21 protein-coding genes are annotated in these 26,169 nt (G+C 68.7%); 16 read left to right on the forward strand and 5 right to left on the reverse strand.

From position 1 onward, the window contains the following. Positions 1–103: 103 nt before the first annotated feature. Positions 104–1,636, forward strand: a complete 1,533-nt coding sequence (locus NBW77_RS07910; protein WP_131747171.1) for a serine/threonine-protein kinase — start codon at positions 104–106, stop codon at positions 1,634–1,636. Here NBW77_RS07910 and NBW77_RS07915 read toward each other — a convergent pair. Further along, complete coding sequence (locus NBW77_RS07915; protein ID WP_250279502.1) at positions 1,631–3,592, reverse strand: potassium channel family protein; 1,962 nt, start codon at positions 3,590–3,592, stop codon at positions 1,631–1,633. The two genes, NBW77_RS07910 and NBW77_RS07915, sit on opposite strands and share 6 nt — an antisense overlap. Before the next feature lie 408 nt (positions 3,593–4,000). Between NBW77_RS07915 and recD2 the strand changes: the two genes are divergently transcribed. From recD2 to NBW77_RS07970, 11 genes are all read left to right on the forward strand, one after another. Further along, on the forward strand, positions 4,001–6,223 hold the full coding sequence (gene recD2, locus NBW77_RS07920; RefSeq protein WP_131747170.1) for an SF1B family DNA helicase RecD2: 2,223 nt from the start codon (positions 4,001–4,003) through the stop codon (positions 6,221–6,223). 153 nt (positions 6,224–6,376) lie between these two features. After that, positions 6,377–7,528, forward strand: coding sequence for an acyl-CoA dehydrogenase family protein (locus tag NBW77_RS07925; protein ID WP_131747169.1), 1,152 nt, complete (start codon positions 6,377–6,379; stop codon positions 7,526–7,528). A gap of 51 nt (positions 7,529–7,579) precedes the next feature. Further along, positions 7,580–9,172, forward strand: coding sequence for a class I adenylate-forming enzyme family protein (locus NBW77_RS07930; protein ID WP_250279503.1), 1,593 nt, complete (start codon positions 7,580–7,582; stop codon positions 9,170–9,172). A 271-nt stretch (positions 9,173–9,443) separates the two neighbouring features. Further along, positions 9,444–9,809: a TcmI family type II polyketide cyclase gene (locus NBW77_RS07935; protein ID WP_131747168.1), complete on the forward strand. Its 366-nt coding sequence runs from the start codon at positions 9,444–9,446 to the stop codon at positions 9,807–9,809. Between the two features lie 81 nt (positions 9,810–9,890). Beyond that, positions 9,891–10,163, forward strand: coding sequence for an acyl carrier protein (locus NBW77_RS07940; protein WP_131747188.1), 273 nt, complete (start codon positions 9,891–9,893; stop codon positions 10,161–10,163). Positions 10,164–10,165: 2 nt separating this feature from the next. Then, positions 10,166–10,660, forward strand: a complete 495-nt coding sequence (locus NBW77_RS07945; protein ID WP_131747167.1) for an SRPBCC family protein — start codon at positions 10,166–10,168, stop codon at positions 10,658–10,660. Between the two features lie 23 nt (positions 10,661–10,683). Beyond that, complete coding sequence (locus tag NBW77_RS07950; protein WP_131747166.1) at positions 10,684–11,172, forward strand: cupin domain-containing protein; 489 nt, start codon at positions 10,684–10,686, stop codon at positions 11,170–11,172. Continuing rightward, a complete protein-coding gene (locus NBW77_RS07955) occupies positions 11,169–12,440 on the forward strand; it encodes a beta-ketoacyl-[acyl-carrier-protein] synthase family protein (RefSeq protein ID WP_131747165.1) in 1,272 nt (423 codons plus the stop codon). The genes NBW77_RS07950 and NBW77_RS07955 overlap by 4 nt, the downstream gene beginning before the upstream one ends. Further along, positions 12,440–13,693, forward strand: a complete 1,254-nt coding sequence (locus tag NBW77_RS07960; protein WP_242605887.1) for a beta-ketoacyl synthase N-terminal-like domain-containing protein — start codon at positions 12,440–12,442, stop codon at positions 13,691–13,693. Before NBW77_RS07955 ends, NBW77_RS07960 begins: the two co-directional genes overlap by 1 nt. Continuing rightward, positions 13,694–16,081 (forward strand): FAD-dependent oxidoreductase, encoded by a 2,388-nt coding sequence (locus tag NBW77_RS07965; RefSeq protein WP_131747164.1) that lies wholly within the window; start codon positions 13,694–13,696, stop codon positions 16,079–16,081. It begins immediately after the preceding gene. A 60-nt stretch (positions 16,082–16,141) separates the two neighbouring features. Continuing rightward, positions 16,142–17,521: an NAD(P)/FAD-dependent oxidoreductase gene (locus tag NBW77_RS07970; protein WP_250279504.1), complete on the forward strand. Its 1,380-nt coding sequence runs from the start codon at positions 16,142–16,144 to the stop codon at positions 17,519–17,521. 92 nt (positions 17,522–17,613) lie between these two features. Here NBW77_RS07970 and NBW77_RS07975 read toward each other — a convergent pair whose 3' ends face one another. Both NBW77_RS07975 and NBW77_RS07980 read right to left on the reverse strand, forming a co-directional pair. Then, on the reverse strand, positions 17,614–18,471 hold the full coding sequence (locus NBW77_RS07975; protein ID WP_250279505.1) for a metallophosphoesterase family protein: 858 nt from the start codon (positions 18,469–18,471) through the stop codon (positions 17,614–17,616). Positions 18,472–18,481: 10 nt separating this feature from the next. Then, on the reverse strand, positions 18,482–19,156 hold the full coding sequence (locus tag NBW77_RS07980) for a TetR/AcrR family transcriptional regulator (RefSeq protein ID WP_131747162.1): 675 nt from the start codon (positions 19,154–19,156) through the stop codon (positions 18,482–18,484). Positions 19,157–19,287: 131 nt separating this feature from the next. Between NBW77_RS07980 and NBW77_RS07985 the strand changes: the two genes are divergently transcribed. From NBW77_RS07985 to NBW77_RS08000, 4 genes are all read left to right on the forward strand, one after another. Next, positions 19,288–20,472 carry an amidohydrolase family protein gene (locus NBW77_RS07985; RefSeq protein WP_131747161.1) on the forward strand — a complete coding sequence of 395 codons (1,185 nt, stop codon included), beginning with the start codon at positions 19,288–19,290 and terminating at the stop codon, positions 20,470–20,472. Between the two features lie 71 nt (positions 20,473–20,543). Continuing rightward, positions 20,544–20,855, forward strand: a complete 312-nt coding sequence (locus tag NBW77_RS07990; RefSeq protein ID WP_284346902.1) for a CoA transferase — start codon at positions 20,544–20,546, stop codon at positions 20,853–20,855. Between the two features lie 155 nt (positions 20,856–21,010). Further along, positions 21,011–21,814 (forward strand): SDR family NAD(P)-dependent oxidoreductase, encoded by an 804-nt coding sequence (locus tag NBW77_RS07995; RefSeq protein ID WP_131747160.1) that lies wholly within the window; start codon positions 21,011–21,013, stop codon positions 21,812–21,814. Beyond that, positions 21,811–22,623 (forward strand): enoyl-CoA hydratase/isomerase family protein, encoded by an 813-nt coding sequence (locus NBW77_RS08000; protein WP_131747159.1) that lies wholly within the window; start codon positions 21,811–21,813, stop codon positions 22,621–22,623. Before NBW77_RS07995 ends, NBW77_RS08000 begins: the two co-directional genes overlap by 4 nt. Positions 22,624–22,647: 24 nt before the next feature. On the opposite strand, the gene NBW77_RS08005 is transcribed toward NBW77_RS08000, so the two are convergent. Together NBW77_RS08005 and NBW77_RS08010 are read right to left on the reverse strand one after the other, a co-directional pair. Then, on the reverse strand, positions 22,648–25,146 hold the full coding sequence (locus NBW77_RS08005; protein ID WP_502799453.1) for a Tex family protein: 2,499 nt from the start codon (positions 25,144–25,146) through the stop codon (positions 22,648–22,650). Positions 25,147–25,275: 129 nt separating this feature from the next. After that, positions 25,276–25,980, reverse strand: a complete 705-nt coding sequence (locus NBW77_RS08010) for a PaaI family thioesterase (protein ID WP_131747157.1) — start codon at positions 25,978–25,980, stop codon at positions 25,276–25,278. Positions 25,981–26,169 lie beyond the last annotated feature (189 nt).

The following is a 26,169-nucleotide window of genomic DNA, read 5'->3' on the forward strand; positions in this document are numbered from 1 at the left end:
GACGACGCGGTGAGGACGACGCGGTGAGGACGACGCGGTGAGGACGACGCGGTGAGGACGACGCCGTGGTGAACGGTTGGCGCGCGGACGAGGAGTCTGGTTTATGAACGGCCGTGGCGAGGAGCTCGACGCCTCAGGTCCGTACGGCGGTGAGGTCCCGCAGCTGCCGGCCGGGGTGCGTCCGATGCCCGGGGATCCGCACCGTATCGGCCCGTACCGGGTGTTCGGCCGCCTGGGGGAGGGCGGCATGGGCGTGGTCTATTTCGGCCAGGCTCCCGACGGCCGGTTCGTCGCGGTGAAGGTGGTGGCCTCCCGGCACGCCCGGGACGAGGACTTCCTGCTCCGCTTCCGTCACGAGGGTGACCATGCGCGCCGGGTTCCCCGGTTCTGCACCGCCGAGGTTCTCGACGTCGACGTCACCGCTCAACCGCCGTACCTGGTGACCGAGTACATCGACGGCCCGACCCTGCAGGAGGCGGTGCGCTCCGGAGGGCCGCTGCGCAAGGCCGAACTGGACCAGCTTGCCGTCGCGATGGTGACCGCCCTGTCCGCGATCCACGGCGCGGGGCTTGTCCACCGTGATCTCAAACCTGGCAACGTCCTGCTGTCCCGGATGGGTCCCCGGGTGATCGATTTCGGGATCGCCCGGACGATGGAGGCGTCCGCCGGGCTGACCGCCACCGGAGTGGTGGTGGGAACGGGCAGCTACATGGCGCCCGAGCAGCACATGGGCGACGGCGCGACCCCGGCCTCGGATGTGTTCGCCTGGGGCGGGGTCATGGCCTACGCGGCCAGTGGTCACGCGCCGTTCGGCAACGGCCCGCCGCACATGATCGCCTATCGGGTTGTGCATGGTGAACCCGACATGGTGGCGTTGGACCCGCCCCTGCGCGAGGCGGTCACCGCGGCCCTGCGCAAGAATCCCGCCCACCGGCCCTCTGTCGGTCAGCTGCTGCACATGCTCGGAGTGCCCGGTGGTGCCGGGCCCGGCCACTACCAGCCTCCGGTGGGGCAGTTCCCGGTGGGGCAGTTCCCGGTTGTCAGGTCTGCGCCGGACCGGAACGGCCGACGATGGTGGCTGCCCGCATCCGTCGCCCTGGCGGCCGTCGTGCTGGTCGCCGCTGTGGGGGTGGTGCTCTCGAGTAGCGGGTCAGACCACTCGGACAGCCGGTCCGGTGTGCTCGTGGCGGGTGCGGCATCGTCGGTCCCCGCCAGGGTCACTTCCACCACAGGCTCTCCCACCACAGGCTCTCCTGTTCCTGCCGTCGGTTCTCTCGGCGGCCACTGGACCGGCACCTGGGGTAGCGGCGACCACGAGCACTTCGTGGCGGTGGACGGTGCGAACTTTCGAATGATCTACGACTATGAGAACGGACGGGTGTCCGGGACTCTCCGTGGTGACACGATCCGCGCCCGATGGGCGGAGGGGCCGATCAGCCTCCCACCGGTCCGCACCGGCTGGGTCGAGTTCCGGGTCGTCCGCAGCGGCGCCGGAGTCCGTCTCGACGGTCAGTGGGGCGACGACACGGGCGGTGGTGTCGGCACCTGGCAGATCTGGCGCGTCGACGGCGTGGTGACCCCGGACGCGGCTGCACGTCTTTCGGACAGGACCATCTTCCCTGCCCCGCCGTCATGACCAGGCCGTATGGCGATCTCCGCCGACTCGCTGGTTTCGGCTGACCGTGTCGATGATCTGCGCGGTCGGGCCGACGACGAGCACTTCGTCACCTGGCCGCAGCCGGGTGTGTCGGGTCGGCCGGTAGTTCGGCGCGCGGTCGACGGTGCCGTCGTACTCCGATGATGTGGCGACCGCGAGCATCCGTGTGCCGGTCGACAGTTCCTGCAGGGTCGGTCCGTCCAGCCCGCCGCCGGCGGCGACGGTGATCCGGGCGACCAGGAAGGGCGTGCGGTCGACGTAGAAGGTGCTGACAACCTCGTAGTCGAGGGCGGCTCCGACAAACCACGGCGTGGCCAGGGCGGAGGCACTTCGGGCCGTGTGGATGGCGAACCGGCGTTCGGCCTCGTCGGCAAGGGTGGTGTCGAAGATGCGCAGCACCACTCTGAGCCCGCGTTCGGTGTCGTCGTCGGTTCCGGTGTCGTCGTCGGTTCTGGTTTTGGTTCTGGGCGAGTCGGCTCTCGGCTTACGCCACCTGCGCTTACGCCGACGGCCATCCAGAAGATCTTTGAATGCCTCCCGCGCGGACAGCACCGTCTCCAGGTTCGCCACATCGTCGCTGGTCAAGGCGGCGAGTGTGGTTGCCCGGGCGAGCCCGGCCTCCATCAGCGTCGCGCGAACCGTGGCGTCACCGAACACGACCGGAATCTTGAGGTCCCGGACGACCGACAGGAAACGGTTGTTCTCGTCGCGTTCGACGATCACGACGTCGCGTCCGGCGGCGAGCAGACCTTCGACGGTCGCGAGCCCGACGGAACCCAGCCCGCAGACGATGACATGGTCACGTGCGGTGGTTGCGCGTCCTCGACCGATCGCCCGTTCCAATCTACGGCTGATGATCACGTTGGTGATGAACGCGTAGACGACCGCGATGGACAGCGCACCGATCAGGATCAGGACGATGCCGAAGACCTGCAGCCACTGGCCGGCTGCGCCGAAGTTGAAATCGCCGTAGCCGACAGTAGCCATTGTCTCGACGGTCAGGTAAAGCGCGTCGAGAGGGCTGAAGTCGGCCGGCGCGGTGGGGTCGTTGTCGACATAGGTCAGTGAGAGCACCAGCGTGCTGATAGCCATGATCGCCAGTACGGCGCCGAGAGCGATCCGGAACGGACGGTCGAACTCGGCTGCCGTGGTCACGGCGACGTCGCGTGCCCAGGTGCGCAGGGGACGCCGCCGGATTCGACCCGACGGCGGGTCGGCATGGTGCACCGAAAGGTCTGCGAGCGTGTCGGCGTCGTGCGCGCCGACCACCCGCACGCCGTTGTCGGCGAAATCCCCCAGCCTGCCGAGCAGAGCGAGACGGTCACCAGGTGTGATCACCGTATCCCGATCCGGGCACAGCTCGGCAAGTCGTTCACCCGGTCGCCGCAGCGAGACCGGTGTCAGGTTTCCGAAGATCTGCCGGAACGCTCCGGACGAGCTGACCGGGACGTCCACCACCGTGAAGACTTCCGGTCCGAGGCGGAACGCATGTCGCACATCGGACCTGATGCATGCTTCGACGAAACTGTGGCCGGCTTTCTCCGCCAGGTTCAGCACCCGTGCCGTGGGAAGAGCCGCGCCGAGCTGGTCGCCGAGCTGGGCATTGGTGACCCGCACGATAACGCGCAGCTCGGGCGCGATCTCGGTGGCGACCAGGGCCGTCTCAAGGTTGTCGAGGTCGATATCGTGGCAGGCGATCAGCGCGTCCGCGCCGGTGATCGATGCCTGGCGCAGCGCTTCGCCCGTATGCGCCTGGTCAAGGAGGACGGGGACTCCCCACCGGTCCAGCCGGCGCCGCAGCGTAGCGATGTCACGTCCCGCGATGACGATGATCGGCACCCCGGCGGCGTGCAGCTGCTCGGCGATCCTGAAGCCCAGGTTGTTCAGCCCACAGACGATGACGTGGCCATATGCGTGACCGGACAGGACTGCCACCCCACCTCCACCCGCATGTGCGACCCGGCCGGTATGGATGCAGTATGCCGCTCTCCAAGCATGCGGGCCCGGCACCGGGGAACACTCTTGGACGGCTGCCAGCCGGTGAATCTCGGGTGGTGGTGCCGGCTGGTCGTGTGAGGGTACCGATGGCGAGGGGGTCGCAACGGTCGCGACGGCAACGGGACGACGGAACCGCGCCGAAGCTCCCGGTTCGCTCTGGGCGGTCCTGCTCGTTGTGGGTATCACCATGACGGTACTGGGCGTCCGTCGACGGGGTCGGGTGGATCGTCCTTGCGCTCGGTCTGCGGCGGGCCGCGTTGCGATATTCCTGTTGTGATATTCCTGCTGTGATATCCCTGCCGGAGCGCGGCGGGAGGCGCAGGCGGGACGGGAGAATCACGCGGCATGGCAGTGGTGGAGCCGTTTCGCGGGTCGGTGCTGGAAGCGGTGCTGGAACGGATCACCTACGCCAACGAGGACACGGGGTACACCGTCGCCCGGGTGGACGCCGGGCGCCACGGTGACCTGGTCACGGTGGTGGGTGCACTGCTGGGCGCGCAGCCCGGCGAGTCGCTGCGGATGCGGGGACGGTGGGGTTCGCATCCCCAGTATGGCAAGCAGTTCCAGGTCGAGGACTACACGACCGTGCTGCCGGCGACGGTTCAGGGTATTCGTCGCTATCTCGGTTCAGGGCTGATCAAAGGCATCGGGCCGAAGCTCGCCGAGCGGATCGTCGAGCATTTCGGGATCGCGGCCCTGGATGTCATCGAACAGCAGCCCGAACGGCTGATCGAGGTTCCGAAACTCGGGCCCAAGCGGACGAAGGCGATCGCGGCCGCCTGGGAGGAACAGAAGTCGATCAAGGAGGTGATGGTCTTCCTCCAGGGGGTCGGGGTGTCCACGTCGTTGGCGGTACGGATCTACAAGCAGTACGCCGATCGTTCGATCGACGTGGTCCGTAAGGAGCCGTACCGGTTGGCGACCGACGTGTGGGGCATCGGTTTCCGCACCGCGGACACGATCGCGAAAGCCGTCGGGATTCCGCATGACAGCCCGCAGCGGATCAAGGCCGGTCTGGTGTTCACGCTGTCGGAGTCCACCGGGGACGGGAACTGCTTCCTTCCCGAACATCAGCTGATCGCGGAGGCAATCAAGATCCTGCAGGTCGACACCGGGGCGGTGATCGAGTGCCTGGCCGAGCTCGTGGTCGAGGAAGGGGTGGTCCGCGAGGAGATCCCGGGGGACGACCCGGACGAGCCGGTCGCCGCGGTCTACCTGGTTCCGTTCCACCGCGCCGAGATCTCCCTGGCGAACCAGCTGCTGCGACTGCTGCGGACACCGACCGACCGGATGCCCGCGTTCGTGGACGTCGACTGGGGCCGGGCACTGTCCTGGCTGCACGCGCGGACCCGGACGCAGCTTGCGCCCGAGCAGGAAGCGGCGGTGAAACTCGCCCTGACCGAGAAGGTCGCCGTACTCACCGGCGGGCCGGGGTGCGGCAAGAGCTTCACCGTCCGGTCGGTGGTCACTCTCGCTCGGGCCAAGGGCGCGAAGGTGGTGCTGGCCGCACCCACCGGTCGAGCGGCCAAACGGCTCACCGAGCTGACCGGGCAGGATGCGTCCACCGTGCACCGGCTTTTGGAACTGCGCCCCGGTGGGGACGCCGCCTTCGACCGGGACCGGCCCCTCGATGCCGATCTCGTCGTCGTCGACGAGGCGTCCATGCTCGATCTCCTGTTGGCCAACAAGCTCGCCAAGGCCGTCCCGCCGGGGGCGCATCTGCTGCTGGTCGGGGACGTCGACCAGCTGCCGTCCGTCGGCGCCGGTGAGGTCCTGCGTGATCTGCTGGCCGTGGGTACGCCGGTCCCGCACGTGCGGCTCACCCGCGTCTTCCGGCAGGCGCAGGAGTCCGGTGTGGTGACCAACGCGCACCGCATCAACGCTGGCGACCACCCGTTGGTGCGCGGCTTGTCGGACTTCTTCTTCTTCGCCGCGGACGAGGCTGAGGACGCCGCGGTGATGACCGTCGACGTCGTGGCCCGCCGCATCCCGGCGAGGTTCGGGCTCGACCCACGCCGGGATGTGCAGGTGCTCGCCCCGATGCACCGCGGCCCGGCAGGTGCCGGCGCACTGAACACCCTGCTACAGGAGGCGCTGACGCCGTCCCGCCAGGACGTGCCCGAACGCAGGGTCGGCGGCCGGGTCTTTCGGGTCGGGGACAAGGTGACCCAGATCCGCAACAACTACGACAAGGGCGCGAGCGGTGTCTTCAACGGAACTCTCGGCGTGGTCACGGCCCTCGACCCCGACGAGCAGAAGCTCACGGTGCGCACGGACGAGGACGAGGACATCGACTACGAGTTCACCGAACTCGATGAGCTCGTCCATGCCTATGCCGTGACCATCCACCGTTCGCAGGGCAGCGAGTACCCGGCGGTGGTCATCCCGATCACTACCAGTGCCTGGATGATGCTGCAACGCAACCTTCTGTACACGGCGATCACCCGGGCCCGCAAACTGGTGGTCCTCGTCGGTTCGCGCAGGGCGATCGGGCAGGCCGTCCGCGCCGTCGGTGGCGGGCGTCGCCACACCGCGCTCGACCACCGGTTGCGTGCTGTCACCCGGTGATCTCGGGTGGCCCTATCCGGTTCTCGTGCGGTGCGCAGATGTGCCGTCCCGGCTGACGGGCCGTCCCGCCCGACCTCTTGCGGAATCGTGTAATTAATAGGAAGGTCCTGCTGTCGGTAGGCGAGGGCGGGTCGACCCGAAGGAGCTGGTCCGGTGCGTCGTACGCTGTTCGAACCCGAGCACGAAGAGTTCCGGAAGCTTGCTCGGGCCTTCTTCGAGAAGGAGTGCGTCCCGCACACCGGCGAGTGGGAGCAGGCCGGGGTCGTCGACCGGGAGGTCTGGCGGAAGGCGGGCCGCGCGGGTCTGCTGCTGTGGTCGGCGCCGGAGGAGTACGGCGGCGCCGGAGTCAACGACTACCGGTACAGCATGGTGCTCGCGGAGGAGTTCTGGGCGACCGGCACCGTCGGCGTCGGTTTCGGGCTGCAGAACGACGTGATGCCCCCCTACATCATCAAACTGACCACCGAGGAGCAGAAGGCCCGGTGGCTGCCCGGCTCGGTGAGCGGGGACATCATCTGGGCGCTGGCCATGAGCGAGCCCGGCGCCGGTTCGGACGTGAAGGCGATCCGCACGACAGCCCGCCGCGACGGTGACCACTACGTCGTGTCCGGTTCGAAGACGTTCATCACGAACGGGCTGCTGTGCGACAAGGCGCTCGTCGCCGTCAAGACCGACCCGGACGCCGGCCACCGGGGGATCAGCCTGCTCGTCATCGACGCGGATTCGCCGGGCTTCAGCCGTGGCCACAAGCTCGACAAGATCGGGCAGAAGGCGCAGGACACCGCCGAGTTGTTCTTCGACGAGGTGCGGGTGCCGATATCGAACCTGGTCGGCCAGGAGGGGCGCGGCTTCTACCACCTGATGGAGAGCCTCGGCACGGAGCGGCTCGGCGCGGGAGTCGGCGCGGTCGCCATCATGAAGCGGGCACTCGCGTTGACGATCGAGCAGGTGCGCACACGCAAGGCGTTCGGTACGACGATCGGTTCGTTCCAGAACACCCGGTTCGAGCTGGCCGCGATCAAGACGTTGTGCGACGTCGCGCAGGCGTATGTGGATTCCGCGGTGCAGGCGTATCTAGACGGTGAGCTCAGCGCGGTCGACTCCGCCGGTCTCAAGCAGTGGACGACCGACACCCAGTGTGAGGTCGTCGACCGCTGTCTGCAGCTGTTCGGCGGCTATGGCTACATGAACGAGTACGAGATCGCCCGGTTGTGGCGTGACGGTCGGGTGCAGCGGATCTACGCCGGTTCCAACGAGGTCATGAAGGAGATCGTGGGACGCTCGCTCAACCTCGATGGTGAATAAATCCTGACGGTGAACAAATCCTGACCATGAGTGAATCTCGAGGGTGAACAAATGGTGAGGCTCACCGCGGCCCACTGGCCGGCCGACACGAGTGTCGAGCTGGTCGAGGAGTCGGTCGGCAACTGGCTACGGCATGTTGCCCACCGGCACCCCGACCGGCCGGCGCTGCGCTGGTCGGTGGGCGAGGGCCTGGAGACCCTGACCTATGCCGGGTTGGTCGCTGATGCCGGCGCCGTCGCGGCGGGCCTGCTCGGCGTGGTGGAACCAGGGGACCGGATCGCGCTGTGGGCACCCAACTGCGTTGACTGGATCATCGTGCAGTGCGCCAGCGCGCTGGCGGGCACCGTGCTCGTACCGGTCAACACCTCGCTGCGGGACGACGAGGTCCGCCACGAGCTGCGACAGTCCGGCGCGAGGCTCGTCATCGCAGCGGCCGAACACCGCGGGTCGCCGTTGCGCGAGCGTGCCGAGGCGCTCGCCCGCGAGTTACCGCGACCTGCGCGCGTCCTGCCGCTTGAGGAACTGCGGCTTGCGCTGCCGGCGCAGTCGGGGCCGTTGCCCGTGGTGTCGCCCCAGGCGCCGTTCCTCATCCAGTACACGTCGGGGACGACGGGAAGACCCAAGGGCGCTGTCCTGTCCCACTTCGCCGTGCTCAACACCGGGCGCATCGCGGGGCGTGTCTTCCAAGCGCCGCTGGTGTGGTGTTCCGGCCTGCCCCTGCACCATGTGGGAGGTTCGGTGTCCGGGGTCCTGATGACATTCGGCGCGGAGGGCACGATGGTCCTGTCCCCGGGCTTCGAACCGGGGCGGACGCTGCGGCTCATCGAGCAGGCGCAGGTCACGGCGCTGGGGGCCGTTCCGACGATGTTGTACGACCTGCTGGCCTACCCCGCGCTCACCAGCCACGACATCAGTAGTCTCCAGGTCATCCAGACGGGCGGCACGACCGTGCCACCCGCGCTCATCCGCCGCGCCGAAGCAGTGCTGGGCTGCCGCGTAATCATCTCCTACGGTCAGTCCGAGGCGCCGAACGCAACCGCCTGCCTGCCTTCGGACAGCGATCTGATCAAGGCTGAGACGCTCGGGCGGGCACTCGCCCACCGTGAGGCACGCATCAGCGTGCCCGGCACCGGCACCGGCGGCGACACCGGCGGCACAGCGGGCATCGGTGAGCACGGCGAGCTGTTGATCCGCTCATCGCTGAGCATGAGTGGCTACCACGACGATCCCGACGCCACCAGCCGGACGCTCGACGATGACGGCTGGCTGCACACCGGTGACCTGTGCAGCATGGACGCCGACGGCATCCTGCGGATCCACGGCCGTATCCGGGACGTCATCATCCGCGGTGGGGAGAACATCTACCCGCGTGAGGTGGAGGAAACGCTTCTGGAGCATCCGGCTGTCGCGGACGTGGCGGTGGTCGGTGCGCCCGACGACCGCCTCGGCGAGGTCCCGGTCGCCTTCGTCGTGCCCGCCCCCGGCCAGGAAACCGATGCGGCGGAGCTGGCGGCGTTCACGCGCTCCCGGCTCGCCTACTTCAAGGTGCCGGTCGACTGGTGTGTCGTGGACGCCCTTCCCCGCACGGCGTCAGGCAAGGTACAGAAGTTCCTCCTCCGCCAGTCGGTGGCGCGGACGGAGTGACATCGCGGCGGACCGGTCGGTTGCGCTGAGACAGTGACATCGCGGACCGGTCGGTTGCGCTGAGACAGTGACACCGCGGCGGACCGGTCGGTTGCGCTGAGACGCCGCCGCCGTTCGCGATTTTCACCCATCTGATCCGCATCGCGTGGGGATGGGTGTTGCCGCGCGTCATCGGAGACGCGACAGGTGGACGCACTGTGTGCTCAGCCTTACTCTCGGTAGGGAGGTCGGCCTGGACTGAAACATTGGTTCGCTGGAGGGGGAAAGCGCCATGAACAGATCGCTGATCGTTGCCAGAATAACGCCCGGTTCCCAGTCGGATGTCGCGGGTGTCTTCGCCGAGTCGGATGCCACTGGGCTGCCGCGTGTCGCGGGCGTCGTCCACCGTTCACTCTATTCGCTCGGGGACCTCTACATCCATCTTCTGGAGACGGCCGACGACGGTCGACGGGCGATTGAGAACGTCCGTGAGCACGAGGAGTTCAAAAACGTCAGCGACCGGCTTCGGCCGTATATCCAGCCGTACCTGCCGACCTGGCGTTCACCGCAGGATGCGATAGCGCAGTGCTTCTACACCTATGAATCCACTGGAACCACTGAACCCACACGGTCCGCGCGCCGCGGGGAGGCGGCGTGAGGATGCCCACGGATTTCCGTGTGGGGCAGCATTCCATCAGCCTGGTCGACCGCATGGTCGCAGCTTCGGAAAGAGACGACGATGAGTACTGAGGCTACCGGCCGCGCGCGGGCCGTCGTCACGCCGGCGCAGATATCGGAGATTCTCGCCACGAAGGCCGGTGTGGATCCCGAGGTGTTCACGGGGAATGACCAGCTTTCCCTCCGGGACCTTGAGATCGACTCGCTGGCGGTGCTGGAACTGCAAGCGGTGATCCTCGAGAGCTTCGGCGTCGAGATTCCCGAGAATGCCATCGACATGACCGTGGGCGAGATTGCCGGCGTTGTCACCGAAGGTGCCGGAGAGGTGCGTTGAAGATGTCGGGACACACGCGGAACTCGGTTCTCATTGCCGCTCCTCTTGACGTCGCCTGGAATATGACGAATGACCTGGAGAACTGGCCCGATCTGTTCACGGAATACGCCTCGGTGGAAATTCTTGAGCGCCGGGGCGACACGGTGCGCTTTCGGCTGACCATGCATCCGGACGAGCACGGTCAGGTCTGGTCATGGGTCAGCGAACGCACGGTTGACCGGGGTCGCCGGGAGGTGCGCGCGCACCGGGTCGAACCCGGTCCCTTCGAGTACATGAACATCTTCTGGTCGTACGAGGAGGCTGACGGCGGCGTCCGGATGACCTGGGTGCAGGACTTCGCCATGCGTCCGGACGCACCGGTCGACGACGAGGCCATGACCACCCGGATCAACGCCAACTCGGTGATCCAGATGGAGGTCATCCGGGGCAAGGTCGAGCGGCGGGCAGCAGCCAGCGGAGTCGGTGTCGCGGGCGCGGCTCGCGCCGCGGGCGCCTGATGAGAGGGACAGGAGCATCTGACATGACTGTCATATCCTGCTGTGGACACGTAGCTGCCTGTGACGTGCCGGCCGACCGGCGCCGCGGCGGTGAGCTGCGTGTCCTGCTCGGCCCGCGCACCGTCGGGAGTACCTCCGGCTTCATGGGGGTGGCCACCCTCCGACCTGGCGAGAAGATCGCCGAGCATTACCATCCGTACAGCGAAGAGTTCCTCTGCGTCACGCGGGGGACCATCACCGTCGACTGCGACGACGAGCCCGTGGTCGTCGCATCCGACGAGGGCCTGTACATCCCGGTCGGGATGCGGCACCGGCTGCGCAACACCGGGGCCGGGGACGCGTCGGTCGTCTTCCACCTCGGCCCCCTCGCGCCCCGTCCCGACCTGGGCCACGTCGACACCGAACGGGCCGACACCGAACGGGCCGACACGGAGAAGGCCACCGCCGACACCGAACGGGCCGACACCGAGAAGGCCACCGCCGGCACCGGCGACCTGGCGGCCCCTCAATGAACGGCCCCCGACGGGTGGCGGTGACAGGCGTGGGCGTGGTGGCACCGGGTGGGGTGACCCGGGAGGCGTTCTGGTCGAGCCTGACCGAAGGACGGACCGCCACTCGCCGTATCACCTTCTTCGACCCATCGCCGTTTCGCTCCCGGGTTGCCGCCGAATGCGATTTCGATCCTTCGGCGGCCGGACTGTCGCCCCGACAGATCCGCAGGTCCGACCGGTACATCCAGTTCGCCCTCGCCGCAGCGGCGGAGGCCGTCACCGACAGCGGAATCGTCTTCGACGAGGCGACCGCGGACGCGACCGGCGTGGCGATGGGCACGGCGGTCGGCGCCACCACCGCCCTGGAGACCGAGTACGTCGTGGCCAGCGATGCCGGACGGGAATGGCTCGTCGATCCCGATCATGCCGCTCCGTTCCTGTACCAGGCACTGGTCCCGTCCAGTCTCGCCGCGGACGTCGGCGTCCGGTTCGCCACGCACGGCCCGGCGCAGGTCGTCTCGACCGGCTGCACGTCCGGGATCGACGCCATCGGGTACGGCTACCAGCTCGTGATGGACGGGGAGGCCGACGTGGTGCTTGCCGGCGCGTCGGACTCGCCGATCTCCCCGGTCACGCTCGCCTCGTTCGACGCGATCAAGGCGACGTCGCCGGACGACTCCGATCCCGCGCACGCGTCCCGGCCGTTCGACCGGGACCGGCAGGGATTCATCCTGGGCGAGGGGGGAGCCGTTCTCGTCCTGGAGGAGATGGGCCGCGCACTGCGCCGTGGCGCGCACGTCTACTGCGAGGTCGCGGGCTTCGCCACCCGGGGCAACGCCTTCCACATGACCGGGCTGCGTCCCGACGGTGCGGAGATGGCGGTCGCCATCAGCGATGCGTTGGATCAGGGACGACTCGCGCCGGAGCGGGTCTCCTACATCAACGCCCACGGTTCGGGGACCAAGCAGAACGACCGGCACGAGACCGCCGCGTTCAAACGGGCCCTGGGTGAGCACGCCTACCAGGTCCCGATCAGCTCCATCAAGTCCATGGTCGGCCACTCCCTCGGCGCGATCGGCGCCATCGAGATGGCTGCCTGCGCCCTGGCGATCGAGCACGGGGTGGTACCGCCGACCGCGAACTGGGCCAACCGCGATCCCGAATGCGATCTTGATTACACGCCGAACACGGCGCGGGAGCACCGGGTCGACGTCGCGTTGTCGGTCGGCAGCGGCTTCGGCGGGTTCCAGTCCGCCATGGTCTTCGCCAGGTTGCGGGAGGCGGCGTGATGACCCGTCATGTGATGACCCGGCGCGCGGTGGTGACCGGTATCGGGATCGTGGCCGCGAGCGGCGTGGGCGTGGACACCTACTGGAAGACGGCGCTGTCCGGGGAGGGTCGGATCGGGCGCATCACCTCCTTCAACCCGTCCCGGTACGCCACCACCCTCGCCGGGGAGATCGACGGCTTCCAGGCGGGCGAGCACCTGCCGAGCCGGTTCGCGGTGCAGACCGACCGGTGGACCCATCTGGCCTTCGCCGCCGCAGGTCAGGCCCTTGCCGATGCCGAGATCGACCCGGGGGCACTCGACCCGTACGACATGTCCGTGGCGCTCGCGAGCGGTTCTGGTGGGAACGTGTTCGGTCAGCGTGAGCTCCAGCATCTGTGGGGCTCGCCGTCGCGCACGGTCGGCGCCTACCAGTCGATCGCCTGGTTCTACGCGGCCACGGTCGGTCAGCTCTCGATCCGCCACGGTATGAAGGGGCCGTCGGTGGTGCTGGTGTCCGAGAGCGCGGGCGGGGTGGACAGCCTCGCTCATGCGGCCCGCCTCGTCCGCCGCGGGACCGCCGTGGTGCTGGCGGGCGGGACCGAAGCGCCGCTGTCCCCGTATGCGCTCACCTGCCAGCAGCACAGTGGCGCGATGACGACCCGGACCGACCCGGAGCGGGCGTACTGTCCGTTCGACGTGGACGCGGACGGTTATGTTCCCGGTGAGGGCGGTGCCGTTCTCGTCGTCGAGGATCTCGACCATGCCCTGGCCCGAGGTGCCCCGGTGATCTACGGGGAGATCGCCGGGGCTGCCGCCACGTTCGACGGGCGGCACCGCGGTCCGCGGGGTGACGGCGACGTGGGCCAGTACGCCCGTGCCATGACCACGGCCCTGGAGCGGGCGGGGGTCCGACCGGATGATCTCGACGTCGTCTTCCCCGACGCGCTCGGCGTGCCCGCCGGTGACCGGGACGAGTGTGCCGCCATGGGACGCGCGTTCGGGTCGGCGTCACCGGCCGTCACCACACAAAAGCCCCTGGTGGGCCGGCTCTACCAGGGCGGGGCCGCTCTGGACGTGGCCACGGCGCTGCTGGCGATGCGCCATGACCTACTGCCGCCGACCGCGGGCACCCGTGATCCCGCACCCGGATGCGAGCTGAACTTCGTGTCCGAGGTGACCCCGACGCCGGTGCAGGCCGCGATGGTCAACGCCCGTGGGCTCGACGGGTTCAACGCCTCGCTTGTGCTGCGTCGCTACCACGAGGAGAACTAGATGACCAACCTGGATACCACTGAAAGCGTCGGTCCGGACACGGTTCGCACGCTGCTGCGCATGCGGGCCATCCCCGGCCACGAGCAGGAGTTCGAGAGCGCCTGGATGAAGGCAGCCCAGGTCATCAGCAGGGAGCCGGGCAACATCCGCCAGGACCTCATGCGGGATCCGGCCAGCCCCGGCGAGTTCGTGATCGTCAGCGACTGGGCGAACCGTGCGGCTCTCGACGCCTTCGGGCGCAGCGCCCGACGCGATCATCTCACCACCGCGCTACGCGAACTGCGCGACGACGCGGCCCGCCAGACCTACGAGGTGCTGCACACCCTGGAGGGGCGGGGGCCGGCGGTACGGGTCCTGGTGACGACAACCGTGCCCATCGGCGAGGAGGAAACCTTCGAACAGGCCTTCCTGGAGGTCGCCGCGCAGATGCGGGGCACCCCCGGGCACATCCGGGAGGAGCTGCTGCACGAGCCCGGAACGCAGACCTACCACCTGCTCGCGGAGTGGACGTCGAAGGACGCCTTCCTCACCTGGGTCCAGGACCCGCGTCACACCGACAAGACCCGTCAGCTCCTCCCACACCTCACCCGTGGGTTCGCGCGCCGTATCTTCACGATCGCGGCCCGCCCGCCGGAGGCTCCAGCCGGGCTCCCCGCATCGCCGCCCGCCTCCCTCGGCGCCGTTCCCGGATACGACCCGGTTGCCCGTGTCACAAGGCAGGGGGACCCGCGGGCGACCACCGACGTGCTGGTCGTCGGCGCGGGACCGACCGGGCTCACCCTGGCCGTCGAACTGGCGCGCCGCGGCGTCCGATGCCGGCTGGTGGAGAAGAGCACCGAGCCGCCGGGGCAGGCGGACAAGGCCATCGGAGTGCACTGCCGAACCATGGAGATCTGGGAGGACATGGGCATCGTCGCAGAGGCGATGGACACCGGGATCTGGTTCAACGGCCAGATCGTCGTCGTCAACGGACGACAGACGCACCGGGTCGAATGGAACCTGCCGGAACTCCCCTACGCCCATCTGGGGTTGCCGCAGTACGAGACCGAACGCATCCTCACCGATCGGCTGGCGGCGCTGGGCGGTTCGGTCGAGCGTGGCGTGGCGCTGCGCGGCTTCACCCAGGACGCCTCCGGCGTGACCGCGCGGCTGTCGACCGCGGGTGTCGACGGCGGCGGCGAGGAGACGGTGCGCGCCCGGTACATCGTCGGATGCGACGGCGCGCACAGCACCGTGCGCAAGGAACTGAACCTGGCCTTCAACGCCGGGGCCGGCCGGTTCCCGCAGCTGTTCATGCTCGCCGACCTCGAGGTCGACTGGTCGATGCCCGAGGGTTACCTGCTGCGTTTCATGCAGGTGACCGATGGTCAACTGGGCGGGATGCTCGTGTGCGTCCCGTTGCGGGGCAGGGGCCGCTACCGGATGGCGACGATGGCACCGCCGCGCATCATGGCGGAGGCCGCCCGCACCGATGTCCCGCCCGGCTTCACCAAGGAGTACGAGCCGCCGACGCTCGCGGAGTTCCAGGTCGCGCTCGACCGGTTGGCTCCGGCCGGTACCACCGGACGTAACCTCCGCTGGTCGTCGATCTTCCGGATCAGTCACGGGATCGTCGACCGGTACCGGGTCGACCGTGCCTTCGTCGCCGGCGACGCCGCCCACCTGCACCCGCCCGCCGGCGGCCAGGGCATGAACACCGGTATCCAGGACGCCTACAACCTCGGCTGGAAGCTCGCCCTCGCGGTGGGCGGGCACGCGGGGCCGGGCCTGCTTGACAGTTACGAGGCGGAGCGCCGCCCGGCGGGCCAGTCGGTCATGGACCGGGCGGTGCGGGTGGCGTTCACCGACGAGATCGACAACGCCGACGAGAAGGCGCAGTTCCTCGACGAGATGCAGATGACGCTGACCTACCATGGCACCCCGGGAGTCGGCGAGGCGTTGGGCTGGGACGCGCCGGAACGGGGCCCGGCGGCCGGGGACCGCGCGCCGGACGTGCACGGGCTCAGGCGCCCCGGTGTCGGCCATCCGCTGCGGCTGTTCGAGCTGACCCGCGGCACCGTCCACACCCTGCTGTTCTACGCGGACTCCTCGACGACCCTGGAAGACCTGCGCGGCTACGAGAAGCTTGCCGTCCTGGTACGTCAGCAGGTCGGTGGACTGGTCAGGATCTACGTCGTCGCAGACCCGGACGCGTCGCCGGCGGTTGGCGTCGACCCGGGCGTTGACCTACAGGTCATCCACGACACCGCACGCGCCTTCCGGGCCGGCTATGCGACCACCGGACCGTGCGCCTACCTGATCCGACCCGACGGGCACGTCGGTTTCCGGACCAGGCCGGTCCTTGCCGGCGCCATCGAGGATCACCTGCACGCCGTCTTCGGCGGTTGAGACCGGGACACAGGTCAAGGGCACGGGTAAGGCAACCGGTAACGGAGATCGGGGGATCGGATGGACAGCAGCGCACGGTTGCGGGTTGTGGTCTGCGGCGCAGGCGTGGCAGGGATGACGACATCCCTCGCGCTCGCCCGGCTCGGGCACCACGTGGTGCTCGTCGACCGGGACGTGGCCGTGCGACCGGCTCAGGTGGGGGACGCGGCGTCGTGGAAACGGCCCGGGGTCGCGCAGTTCCACCAGCCGCACGCCTTTCTCGCCAGGATCTGTTCCGAACTGCTGGCGGACCTGCCCGACGTCGTGGACGATCTGCGTGCCGCCGGTGCGGTCGACGTGGCCCTGCCGGATGGGCTGCGCTCGTTCTGGTGCCGGCGCAGCACGCTGGAATGGACGTTGCGCCGGCAGGTCGAGGCCGAGCCGGGAATCAACGTCCGCCTCGATGCCGTGACGCGGGTCGAGGCGGAGCGGGGTGCGGTCACCGGGGTGCGTCTCGGCGGAAGTGGCCTGCATCCGGCGGATCTGGTGGTCGACTGCGGTGGTCGCAGCAGCCGACTGACCGCGGAACTGGTCGGCGAGCAGACCTTCTCCGAACCGGCGAACGAGGTCTACCGGTCACGCCGCTACCGGATGCGGCCCGGACGCCGGATGCCTTCGGTCAACCGCGGGGTGATCGGCGTCGACGAGTCGGACGGCTATGCGACCCTGGTCTTTCCACATGACGCCGGGATCTTCACGCTCACCTTCGTCCATCTGCCGGAGGACAGGACGCTGGCGGCCCTGCGGGCGGTGCCCGTCTTCGAGGCGGCCGCACGCTTCGTTCCGCTCGGGGCGGCGTGGACCGACCTGGACTTCGCCGAGCCGATCTCCGACATCATGGTCATGAGTGGCCTGCGTAACGTGTTCCGGCCGCTGCACCCGGCCGCGCCCCTGGGGCTGCACGCGATCGGTGACGTGGTCTGCACCACCAACCCGCACTTCGGCCGCGGCTCCTCCCTCGCTGTCGCGCACGCCCTCACGCTTACCCGGGCGGTGGCCGAGGACCCCGGCGACCGTGAGCTGTGGCGGACGAAGGTCAATGTCTGGGCCCACGACGAGCTGTGGGGGTGGTTCGACGACGCCCGGTCGCTGGACGGTGCGCGCACCGCGGCCTGGCGTTCGGTCATGGGCGGCGGGGTTCCGGTCATCCCGCGGATGAGCCCGTCCCCGGACGTCCTTCCGCAGATCATGGTGCTCGCAGCCGCCGGCGCCGACCCGGAGATCGCACGGATGGTGCTCCGCCACATGCACATGGCCGATCCGCCGGGGCGCCTGCGTGAGGTGGAACCGCGGGTGTTGGACCTGCTGGCAGGGGGTTGGCGACCGAGCCGCCCGCCCGGCATCCCGACCCGTGCCGAACTTGTCGACGCCATCTCGGTGGTCGGAGCCCCGGCAACGTGACGGCAGTGGTTCTCGGCTCGTCCTGACCCGTGACGACCCCGGTCAGATCGTGGCGTCCGTAGGGCTCGTGCTGTTCGATTCCGCCGGCGGTCTCAGTCCCGCCGGCCCGGCTCCGGCAGTATCTGCCGGGGGACGTTTCGCGGGCCGTTCCAGCTGCGCCACTCCCGGGGATAGCCGACCGAAACCTCCTCGAACCGGACGCCGTCGTACCAGGTCGTGCGGGGGATGTGGAGATGGCCGTACACGACGGCGGCGGCCCGGAACCGCAGGTGCCAGTCGGCGGTGCTCTCGGTGCCGCACCACTGCGCGAACTCGGGATAACGTAACGTGTATGTCGGGTCACGCACGAGCGGGAAATGGTTCACCAGGACGGTCGGAAGGTCGGGATCGCATGCGGCCAGCCGGGAACGGGTCTGCTCGACCCGTTCCCGGGACCATGCGTCCACGCCCGGGTACGGGGCGGGATCCAGCATGAACTCGTCCGTGCAGACAATGCCCGCTTTCCGCGCCCGGGCAAGGGCCTGCTCCTTCGTGGACGTGCCCGCCGGGCGGAACGTGTAGTCGTAGAGCAGGAACAGCGGCGCCACGATGACCGGGCCACCGACGCCCTCCCACACCGGGTAGGGATCCTCCGGGGTCAGTACGCCGAGACTTCCACACATCTGCACCAGGTGCTGGTAGCGCCGTGCACCGGACAACTGCACGGGATCCTTTCCCGGTGTCCACAACTCGTGGTTGCCCGGAACCCAGATCACCGTGGCGAACCGCCCGCGCAGCACACCGAGGGCCCATTCGACGTCGGCGATGAGTTCACCGACGTCACCGGCGACGATCAGCCAGTCGGCGTCCGACTCCGGTCGCAGGTCCTCCACGATCCGACGGTTGTCGGCAAAAGCGACATGCAGGTCGCTGATGGCCAGCAATTTCCCAGTCGCCCGGAACGCGGTCACCTGACCGACCTTAGCGTCCCGGGCTTCCGGTCGGCGTCGATCGATGACATCGGGTTGCGTCCCGATCGTCATTGCCCAGAGCCCGGCACGCCGCGAGTGTCACGGCCACGATCCGATCGCATTGTTCCTGGTCGGGTGGGGCCATGTCGGGTGACCACATGGTGGCCACGACGATCGCGCCGATGAAGGTCTGCACCAGCGGATCCAGGTCGACATCCGGGCGGAGCTCCCCTCGTGTCCGTGCGCGGATGAAGGCCTGACGGGTGTGGTCCAACCCAACCTCCACGATGTGGCGTCGATAGCGTTCCCGCAGGTTGGGGTGTCGCGCCGAGACCACGACCAGGTGCATCGCGAGTTCGAATCCCGGCGGGGTGAGAACCGCCGTCGTACGTTGCGCGATCAGGCGCAGTTCGGCGGCAAGGGACCCGAGATCGGGTACGGGATCCCACCCGAGCTGTTCGCGCAGGGCGTCGATGAGAAGGTCGAGGGGCTCGGGCCAGCGCAGCGAGACGGTGCCCTTGGCGACGCCGGCGCGGCGGGCCACCCGGCTGATGCTGAAGTGCGCGACGCCGTTGCCGGCCAACTCCGCGCGCGCGGCCTCGCGTACCCGTGTCCCGACAGCCTGGTCTCGGGGCCGTCCCCGACCGCGTCGTTTCTGCGGCACCCGCTCTGGTTCGAGGGTCATGCGGTCGTCCTCCTCTGCTGAACTCCTCGGGGCCGTCGCCAGCCACGAACCTGCTCCATCCCGCCTCTTGTGTACCAGCCTCCAAGTTATTACTGTCCGATCGTCGAGAAAATCGAAGGAGCATATGGATCATGTCTGGAGACATCCGGTACGGGCTCTATGACTGTGACAACCACTGTTACGAGCCGCGTGACTCGTTCACCCGATTCCTGCCGTCGCGCTACCTCGACGAAGCGGTCAGGCCGGGGCTGTCGCCGGACGGGCGGGAGGTCCCGTTCGTGGGTGACCGTCCGTTGACATTCGTCGACGGCGAGATCTACGGCCAGGTGGGCCGGCCTGGCTCGTTGGCCGAGATGCTGCGGAGCATGAAGTCGGGCACGGTCACCGAGGGGTACGCCTGGGAACAGCCGCGTCCCGAGTACCTCGACCGCGACGCACGCCTTCAGACGATGGACGCTCAGGGGGTGCAGGCCATCCTGCTGTTTCCGAGCGTCGCGGTGACCGCGGAAGGCTTCCATCGCACCTCGGAGCAGCTGTACCGCAACTTCCACGCGTTCAACGAGTGGTTCTACGAGGAGTGGGGGTTCGCCTACCGGGACAGGATCTTCGCCGCGCCCTCGATACCCATGAGGGATCTCGATGCCGCGGTGAGGGAGGTCGAGTTCGTTCTTGCCCGCGGGGCGCGGGTCGTGGCGATGCGCCCCGGCCCGGTGTACGGCCGGTCACCGGCCGACCCGTACTTCGACCCGGTCTGGTCGCGGCTCGACGAAGCTGGTGTGTCTGTCGCTTACCACGTTACTGAGAGTGGTTACAACCGTGACGTGTCGAGCCTGTGGGGCGAGAACCCGGATCCGTCGTCGTACTCCCAGTCGTCGTGGCAGTGGATGAACTGCTACTGCGATCGGCCGATAATGGATACTTTGTCCGCTCTGGTGTACGGAAATCTCTTCGGTCGCTTTCCCCGGTTGCGGGTGGTGTCCGTCGAACACGGCGCGGAGTGGTTTCCCTACTTCGTCCGGCGGCTCGACAAGATGCGTGGGATGGGGCGTAACGGACCATGGATCGGGGGCCGGCTACAGGAGCGGCCCAGTGAGATCGTCAAGCGGCATGTCAAGGTCACGCCGTTTCCCGAGGACGACGTTGTCAAGATCGCGAACGAGGCTGGGGCAGAAAGCATTGTGCTCGGCTCGGACTGGCCGCACCCCGAGGGCTACGCGACTCCGCGCGACTTCCTCGACCATGCTGCGGCTCTCACCGACGAGCAGCGCCGGACAATCGCGCACGACAATGGCAGGTCTCTGCTTGACGTGCGGTGAGATGTCCGGCACCACCGTTCGGTCATCCGTGAAGCAGACCGCGGATCAACAGGTTGTCGAAGAGGCGTGCGATGATCCAACTATTATCTGGTGTCCGTGTGCTGGAGTCGGCCATGCTGTTCAACGGGGACCATCTGGGTATGCTGCTGGGCGATCTCGGCGCCGATGTGATCAAGATTGAGAGTCCGTTTCAGGGCGACTACCTGCGGGACATGCTCGGTCAGATCACCCCTCATCGCAGCCCGGCGCACGTGCAGGTCAACAAGAACAAGCGAAGCGTCACCCTGAACCTGCGTACGGAACAGGGACGGGATTTATTCTGGGCCGAACTCAGCTACGGCGAGCAGGATGTCGATGGTTGGAAGAAAACCGGGGTCGTCTGACGGCGCGAGCCGGAAGCCTGGCTTGCGAAACACATCCTGGCCGGGCCTGAACCATCCGAGGATACCCTGCGGATCATCGGATGCGGACTGAAGAAAAGGCAGCCGTCCATTCCTCCGGCGGTCTTCCGGAGCCTCTTCCAGGGGAGAGTTGAAAAGTGATCTTGAACGGGCATGTGGCGTTGGTGACGGCGGCGGCCGGTGCGGGCATCGGCCGCGCCGTCGCCCGGCGCCTGGCCGCTGAGGGCGCGGCCGTGGTGGTGACGGATCGGCACGAGGGACGCAGCGTGAGCGTCGCGGCGGACATCGCCGCGGAGTTCGGTGTCGAGACGTTGGCGTTGCCGTTCGACGTGACCGACACCGGGCGGGCGGCCCAGGTCGTGGACCTCGTGACCGAGCGGTTCGGCGGCATCGACATCCTCGTCAACAACGCGGCGATCAACACGATGGAGCACCTGTTGCACGAGGTGCCGCCGGAGACGTTCGACCGGCTGTGGGCTGCGAACTATCGGACCCCGCACGAGTTGGTGGTCCTGACCCTGCCGTACATGGTCCACCGCCGGTGGGGGGTGATCGTCAACATCACCTCGACCGCTCCGTTCGTGGGCGCCGGTTACTTCGAGTCGCCGTACGCGATCGCCAAGGGGGCGCTGCACCAGCTTTCGCGTGCGGTGGCCGTGGAGTACAGCCGTTACGGGGTGCGGTCGAACGCGGTCGCGCCGGGTGCGATCTGGAATGAGCGGGACAGCCTGCTGGGTCTGATGCCCCAGGCGTACTGGGACGACGTGTTGGCGTTCATCCCACAGCAGCGTTTCGGGACGCCGGAGGAGATCTCCGGGGTGGTGTCGTTCCTGTGCTCTGAGGATGCCGCCTATGTGCAGGGCAACGTGATCCAGGTCGGTGGTGGGATCAACCTGGGAGGGCCGCCGCAGCAGGCCCGATTCGAGGCGAAGGACCTGTGAGCGGCGACTACCAACAGGTGCTGTGGGAGGTGGTGGAGCCGCATGTCGCGCGGCTCACCCTGAACCGACCGGAGCGGCTCAACGCGTACACGCCGACGATGTGCCATGAGATCGAGGCGGCATTACGCGGGTACGAGGCCGACGACGAGCTGCGCGCGCTTGTGCTCACCGGGGCGGGACGTGGCTTCTGCACGGGCGGGGACGTGGCCGGGGACGCCGCGGCCGGGTTCGGGCACGTCACCAGGCGTCCGCTCGGACGGGCCCGGGAACTGCGGGAGGATATGCACGCGGTGGCGCTGCGGCTCCTGCGTCTGGACAAACCGGTGATCGCGGCGGTGAACGGTGCTGCGGTCGCCGGAGGGCTCACCCTCGCGCTGCTGTGCGATCTGCGGGTAGCGGCGGCCGGCGCCCGGCTCGGTGACACCGCCGGACGGGTGGGCCTGCTCCCCGACGAGGGCGGCGCGTGGCTGTTCCCGCGTTTCATGGGCTTCGACCACGCGTTGCGGATGGTTGCCCTCGCCGAGGTCTACGACGCCGAGCGGGCCCGCGAGCTCGGCCTTGTCACCGAGGTCGTCCCCGATGACCTGCTTGCCGAGCGCGCGTTGGAACTTGCCCGTGCCTTCGCGGCGAGGTCGCCGATCGCGGTCCGGGTCGCCAAGCAGTTGCTGCGCAGCGGCCTGGAGTCGACGTTCGAGCAGTCGCTCGCGGATGCGCAGCTCGCGGTCATGGTCGTCAATCCTGGCCAGGACGCGCAGGAAGGCCTGCGTGCCTTCCAGGAGAAACGCCCACCCCGTTTCCCCGGCCGGTGAGGAGCCGCCCCGCGCCGGCACCGGTCAGCGGCCGGGGCGTTTCGGGCCGGTGACGCTGTTACCGAACTCGTCGATCAGACCGGCGCGGCGCAGGGCATCCGCGAGCGCACCGGTCGGCGCGCTGTTCGACTCGCCACGGCGAGGCCGGGGCTGGGCTGCGCGCGGCTGTCCCGCACGGGGCTGGGCTGGGCGGGGCTGGCCCGCACGGGGCTGGGCTGCGCGGGGCTGGTCTGGGCGCGGCGGGCCGCCGCGGTCGCGGCGCCCGGAGCCGGACTTGCTCTGCTGCTCGCCGCGGCCTTCGGCTTCGGCTTTGTCGTCGGCTTCGGCTTTGTCGTCGAGTCGCAGCGTGAGTGAGATGCGCTTGCGGGCGATGTCGACGTCGAGCACCTTCACCCGCACGATGTCACCCGACTTCACCACGTCACGTGGGTCGGAGACGAAGGTCCTCGACATCGCCGAGACGTGTACGAGGCCGTCGGAGTGCACACCAACGTCGACGAAGGCGCCGAACGCGGCGACGTTGGTGACGACGCCTTCGAGCAGCATCCCGGGCGTGAGATCGGCAAGAGTGTCCACGCCCTCGGCGAAGGTCGCGGTCTTGAACGCCGGACGCGGGTCGCGGCCCGGCTTCTCCAACTCGGCCAGGATGTCGGTGACGGTCGGCAGGCCGAAGACGTCGTCGACGAAGTCCGCGGGCCTGAAGGCACGCAGTGTGCCGGTGTTGCCGATCAACGCCGTGATGTCGCTGCCGGTCGCCGCCAGGATGCGGCGTACCACCGGATATGCCTCCGGGTGCACGCTGGATGCGTCGAGCGGATCGTCCCCGCCGCGGATGCGCAGGAAGCCGGCGCACTGCTCGAACGCCTTCGGGCCGAGCCGCGGGACGTCGGTGAGCGCCCGGCGCGAGTGGAACGGGCCGTGGGCGTCGCGGTGGCGCACGATGTTCTCCGCGAGCCCGTCGCCGATGCCGGACACCCGCGTCAACAGGGGTGCCGAGGCGGTGTTGACGTCGACGCCGACCGCGTTTACGGCGTCCTCGACAACCGCGTCGAGTGAGCGTGACAGCTTGACCTCGGAGAGGTCATGCTGGTATTGACCGACCCCGATCGACTTCGGGTCGATCTTGACGAGCTCCGCCAGCGGGTCCTGCAGCCGGCGCGCGATCGACACCGCGCCGCGCAGCGACACGTCCAGCTCGGGTAGCTCGCGGGAGGCGTACGCCGACGCCGAGTACACCGAGGCGCCGGCCTCCGACACCACGACAGTGGTGAGCGTCAACTCGGGGTGCAGCCTGATCAGCTCGCCCGCGAGCTTGTCCGTCTCCCGGGATGCGGTGCCGTTGCCGATCGCGATCAGCTCCACGCCGTGCTGGCTCGCGAGCCGGGCGAGAACCGCGATGGACTCGTCCCAGCGCCGCCGAGGCGCGTGCGGGTAGATGGTCTCGGTCGCCACCACCTGGCCGGTCGTGTCGACCACCGCGACCTTCACGCCGGTACGCAGGCCCGGGTCGAGGCCCATGGTCGCCCGTGCCCCGGCGGGCGCCGCGAGCAGCAGGTCGCGCAGGTTGACGGCGAACACCCCCACCGCGGTCTCCTCCGCCGCCTGCCACAGGCGCATCCGCAGGTCTATGTCGAGATGGACGAGGATGCGGGTGCGCCAGGCCCAACGCACCGTGTCCACCAGCCAGCGGTCGGCGGGCCGGTCCTGGTCGGCAATGGTGAAGCGTTCGGCGATCGTCAGCTCGTAGCCGCTCGGCGCGGGTGTCTGCCGGGGTGCGGCCTGCCCGTCGGGCTCCGCCTCCGGCTCGAGGGTGAGGTCGAGGATCTCCTCCTTCTCGCCGCGAAACAGCGCGAGGATCCGGTGCGAGGGCAGCTTGGTGAACGGCTCGGCAAAGTCGAAGTAGTCGGCGAACTTGGCACCGGCATCCTGCCTGCCGTCGCGTACCCGGGAGGTGAGCCGGCCCCGTGACCACATCCGTTCACGCAACGTCCCGATCAGGTCGGCGTCCTCGGCGAAGCGCTCGACCAGGATCGCGCGCGCGCCTTCCAGCGCTGCCGTGGCGTCCGCAACGCCCTTGTCCGCGTCGATGAAGGCGGCTGCGGCCGTCTGCGGGTCGAGGGTCGGATCGGCGAGCAGCGCCTCAGCGAGCGGTTCGAGCCCCGCCTCCCGGGCGATCTGCGCCTTGGTGCGGCGCTTGGGCTTGTAGGGCAGGTAGATGTCCTCCAGGCGTGCCTTGGAGTCCGCTGCCATGATCTGCGCCTCGAGCGCGTCGTCCAGCTTGCCCTGGGAGCGGATCGACTCGAGGATCGCGGTGCGCCGATCCTCCAGCTCACGCAGGTAGCGCAGTCGTTCTTCCAGGGTACGCAGCTGCGCGTCGTCGAGCATGCCGGTCGCTTCCTTGCGGTAGCGGGCGATGAACGGCACGGTGGCACCGCCGTCGAGCAGGTCGACGGCCGCGGTCACCTGCCCCTCGCGCACGCCGAGCTCCTCGGCGATCCTGCGATGCACAGACGTCGTCACGATGTTGATCCGCCTTCTCGCTGGAGGTTCGCAGTGTCCGTGCACAGCTTGCCCGACCGTGCGGTCCGTCCACGCAACACCCCCGGGACCCACCCGCTCGTCGATCTCCGGGCAGGGCGCTCCACGGGATGATCAGTCGGGGCTGGTGAACCATTCGGGGCCGACGCTGATGAACAGGCCGTCCGCCTGCGCGTGCACGGTGTCGCCGATCAGCAGGCGGGCCACCGCCCGGATCTTGCGACCGTCGACCTCGCCGATCTCGGACTCCAGCCGGAGCGATGTCGAGATGGGAACCGGCGCCCGGTAACGGATGGTCATCGTCCCGGTGGCGATGAGTGTCCCGGACAGGGCGGCGGCGTACCCGAGCATGACGTCGAACAACGCGGCGAGGTAGCCGCCGTGCACGTTGTTCCGGCTTCCCTCGTATGCCGGGCCGAGGCTTGCCTCGCCGTGGAAGGCCTCGCCGCGGCGTTCGATGACCAGCGGCGGGGCGAACGGATGGGAGAGCCCGAAGATCGGATGGCGTTCCCAGAGCACGGCGTTGTCGGCGCTGCCGATCCGCAGACCCGCCCGGCCGTCGTACCGGCTGGACCGGGCGTACGGCCGGGCCTGCTCCTCCATGAGCTCGGCCGCGTCGGCGATGGCGCGCAGGTCGTCCAGGGGCATGTCCCCGGTGGCGAGGTGACCGGCGAGTGTCCGCAACGCAGCCGCGGCTCGGCGTGCCTGCGCCAACGGCTCCGTCGGCGCCTTGCCCGGCGGGGTCGGCGGGGTCGTGCCCGGCGGGGTCGTCGGCACCGTCACGGCCTGCCCGTCGGGAGCGTCCTGGCTGTCCGGCATCCTGAAGGACCTCCTCCGGTCGGGCTTCGTGACCCTCAAACGGGTCACTCGTTGAAGCCTATTAGTAAAAATAGCTTAATAATTAGGCTAGTGCTGAGCGGCTAGGGATCTGAGCGGCTGGTGCCCACGCGACCTCGGATCTGGGCTGTAATTGAAGAGTTCGTGAATTCGCGACATGGTGGCAGCCTT

It is taken from the genome of Frankia sp. Cppng1_Ct_nod (assembly GCF_920656135.1).
GTDB classification, from domain to species: domain Bacteria; phylum Actinomycetota; class Actinomycetes; order Frankiales; family Frankiaceae; genus Protofrankia; species Protofrankia meridionalis.

What these genes read in the sequence shown, in the direction of transcription:
- NBW77_RS07965 (WP_131747164.1), top strand. Translation starts at nt 13,694, where the DNA reads ATGACCAACCTGGATACCACTGAAAGCGTCGGTCCGGACACGGTTCGC.
- NBW77_RS07955 (WP_131747165.1), top strand. Translation starts at nt 11,169, where the DNA reads ATGAACGGCCCCCGACGGGTGGCGGTGACAGGCGTGGGCGTGGTGGCA.
- NBW77_RS07910 (WP_131747171.1), top strand. Translation starts at nt 104, where the DNA reads ATGAACGGCCGTGGCGAGGAGCTCGACGCCTCAGGTCCGTACGGCGGT.
- NBW77_RS07985 (WP_131747161.1), top strand. Translation starts at nt 19,288, where the DNA reads ATGTCTGGAGACATCCGGTACGGGCTCTATGACTGTGACAACCACTGT.
- NBW77_RS07970 (WP_250279504.1), top strand. Translation starts at nt 16,142, where the DNA reads ATGGACAGCAGCGCACGGTTGCGGGTTGTGGTCTGCGGCGCAGGCGTG.
- NBW77_RS07950 (WP_131747166.1), top strand. Translation starts at nt 10,684, where the DNA reads ATGACTGTCATATCCTGCTGTGGACACGTAGCTGCCTGTGACGTGCCG.
- NBW77_RS07960 (WP_242605887.1), top strand. Translation starts at nt 12,440, where the DNA reads ATGACCCGTCATGTGATGACCCGGCGCGCGGTGGTGACCGGTATCGGG.
- recD2 (WP_131747170.1), top strand. Translation starts at nt 4,001, where the DNA reads ATGGCAGTGGTGGAGCCGTTTCGCGGGTCGGTGCTGGAAGCGGTGCTG.
- NBW77_RS07980 (WP_131747162.1), bottom strand. Translation starts at nt 19,156, where the DNA reads ATGACCCTCGAACCAGAGCGGGTGCCGCAGAAACGACGCGGTCGGGGA.
- NBW77_RS07945 (WP_131747167.1), top strand. Translation starts at nt 10,166, where the DNA reads ATGTCGGGACACACGCGGAACTCGGTTCTCATTGCCGCTCCTCTTGAC.
- NBW77_RS07930 (WP_250279503.1), top strand. Translation starts at nt 7,580, where the DNA reads ATGGTGAGGCTCACCGCGGCCCACTGGCCGGCCGACACGAGTGTCGAG.
- NBW77_RS08010 (WP_131747157.1), bottom strand. Translation starts at nt 25,980, where the DNA reads ATGCCGGACAGCCAGGACGCTCCCGACGGGCAGGCCGTGACGGTGCCG.
- NBW77_RS07935 (WP_131747168.1), top strand. Translation starts at nt 9,444, where the DNA reads ATGAACAGATCGCTGATCGTTGCCAGAATAACGCCCGGTTCCCAGTCG.
- NBW77_RS07940 (WP_131747188.1), top strand. Translation starts at nt 9,891, where the DNA reads ATGAGTACTGAGGCTACCGGCCGCGCGCGGGCCGTCGTCACGCCGGCG.
- NBW77_RS07990 (WP_284346902.1), top strand. Translation starts at nt 20,544, where the DNA reads ATGATCCAACTATTATCTGGTGTCCGTGTGCTGGAGTCGGCCATGCTG.